At 57.1% G+C, this 1975-nt stretch carries 2 protein-coding genes and 1 pseudogene; 2 read left to right on the top strand and 1 reads right to left on the bottom strand.

Going from position 1 to position 1975, the window contains the following annotated elements:
* Positions 1-282, bottom strand: a pseudogene (locus ACRXB1_RS35245) (hypothetical protein); the annotation flags it as partial.
* A 286-nt stretch (positions 283-568) separates the two neighbouring features.
* Here ACRXB1_RS35245 and ACRXB1_RS35240 point away from each other — a divergent pair.
* Both ACRXB1_RS35240 and ACRXB1_RS35235 read left to right on the top strand, forming a co-directional pair.
* On the top strand, positions 569-874 hold the full coding sequence (locus ACRXB1_RS35240) for a hypothetical protein (protein WP_061999007.1): 306 nt from the start codon (positions 569-571) through the stop codon (positions 872-874).
* Positions 875-1483: 609 nt separating this feature from the next.
* Positions 1484-1975 (top strand): IclR family transcriptional regulator (locus ACRXB1_RS35235; RefSeq protein ID WP_449494681.1); only part of this gene is annotated, 492 nt, incomplete at its 3' end.

Genomic DNA, 1975 nt, shown 5'->3' with positions numbered 1-1975 from the left:
TAGATTGGCGCGGGCCGTGGCCGCTACCCCGCTCGCCGACAAATCCGGCAGGGTTCCCGCCGACTCGACATTCTGCTGTGCGGACTGCTTGACCGAGTCGACGTGCTGTCCGACATAGTTGGCGGCCTGGTCGAATTTCTGGCCCGCCTGACTCGCAACGTTGTTCAGCGCACCCATGGCCTGCCCGGCCGCGGCGTCGTGTTTTTCGCAAGCAGCAAGAAAGCCGATCACGATCACTGCGCTCGCCAGCCGGTTCATTCCTTTCGTTCGCAACTTGTTCATTTCTCGTCTTCCTTGCCCGGTGTGCGTGTCGCCGCACGCCAGAAGTCCATTCCTGAGTTCAATCGATTGCACCAGACAAATGATAACTGCCGAAGCCCGCCGCCTCTATTTCGGAGCGCGACGTTAGCCGTTGCGCCTAATCTTCAGCATTCAAAACAGCCCTTTCACGGGGCGACCGATCCGGAGTGTCAACAATCCGACCTCCTTTCAGACCCTTCTGATTCAATTCGTGAGTGACCCTTCTTATAGTGCGGACCATCCTTGATTTCTACATTGAAGTGTCGTCATGATTCTCATGAACTTGCTGGTCGCATTTGTCGCGGGACTGATCCTGTTTGAACCCTTCACGCGCGCACCCGTCTCGCGATCCGTTCGATTTACCGGGCATCGCAATCGCGCGAAGCGCGCGTTCTTTCAGGCGGGCGCGGCGTTGCTGGCGGCACTGATCATAGCGACCAGCGAGCCGTCGCCTCAGTTGGTTTCCCCGCTCCTGGTCCTGAGCAGCTCGGTATTGCTCATGCTCGCGGGGATTTATTGGGCCTGGCGCGGGACGCGCCTGCTCAAACCGGGAAAGATGTTCTCGACGCATTGAGGCTGTCGGTACGCGCGTTATGTGGGGTGCTACACATTTCTATTCGACGACTCCGATAAGAATCGACGCTTGGCGGGAGACATTGAGATGGAAGACGGCACTGCCTAGTTCACCTGAAATTACTAAACAAACCTTTCCGCGAGCGGAAAGACGTAAAAAATAGGATGCCGTACGGATTAGGATTACGCGGTCTGAGGTATATAGATCGAGTGTCACGGCGCTTCAGGCGGCACGTTTAAGCGGGACAGGGGCGAAAAAAAAGGCGCTACGTTGCCGTAGCGCCTTAAAAGTTCTAGCCATTCCGAGGGCCGTGCTAGAACCTGAGAGCTGGTGATCAATTGGCTGGCGAGTCGTTAAAGCGTCTCTAACCAGTCTTTCGAAATCGGGTTCCATTTTTTACGTTAAGCGAAACCGAGTCAAGCGAAATTTCGGGGGGTGAGCGACTATCCAACGGTACGGTACACGGGTTTAATGACAAAAACGGGTCCAGCGAATGCATCTTATGGTCGCTGATTGGTACGATTCCGATAAGCGGGACGCCCGTCACCGGTCAGCATCAACGATCGGCAGCGAACGTCCTTCCCAACGAAACCAAGTTCCGAAAAATAAATGCACACAACTGAGAGCCGGCCAGCGAGCCGGGAAAAAGAAAAAGGGCGCGACGGAGAAGAAGTAGTTGCGTTGTCACGTGGACTGGATGTTCTAAGGCGGATTGCAGCGGCTGATGCACCGGTAAGCAACCGGGAGCTTGCAGAGTGGACGGGCATCCCGAAGCCGACCATCTCGCGCCTGACAGCGACCCTGGTCAGCGCCAACCTGCTGTTTCAATTACCCGACAGTGAGCGGTTCGTGCTCACGGCATCAGTGCTCGAGCTAAGCAACGGATTCCTGCGCAACTTCGATATCCGGGCACGCGCACGGCCGTTTCTCATCGCGCTGGCTGACCGGACGACCTTAAGCGTTCATCTGGCTGTCCGCGACCGCCTGGACATGGTCGTCATCGATACTATCCGGCCACGCTCGGCGGTACTCGTGTCTCGACTGGAAGTGGGCGCGCGCATGGATCTCGGGCGGACCGCGGTCGGCCGGGCGTACCTGGCA

This window comes from Caballeronia sp. M23-90, from assembly GCF_053574605.1.
The sequence above is the reverse complement of the archived record's forward strand: the minus strand, read 5'-3'. Positions and strand labels throughout refer to the sequence as shown.

Bases quoted from the DNA above. Each gene is read 5' to 3' on its own strand.
- ACRXB1_RS35240 (WP_061999007.1), top strand. From the start codon at position 569: ATGATTCTCATGAACTTGCTGGTCGCATTTGTCGCGGGACTGATCCTG.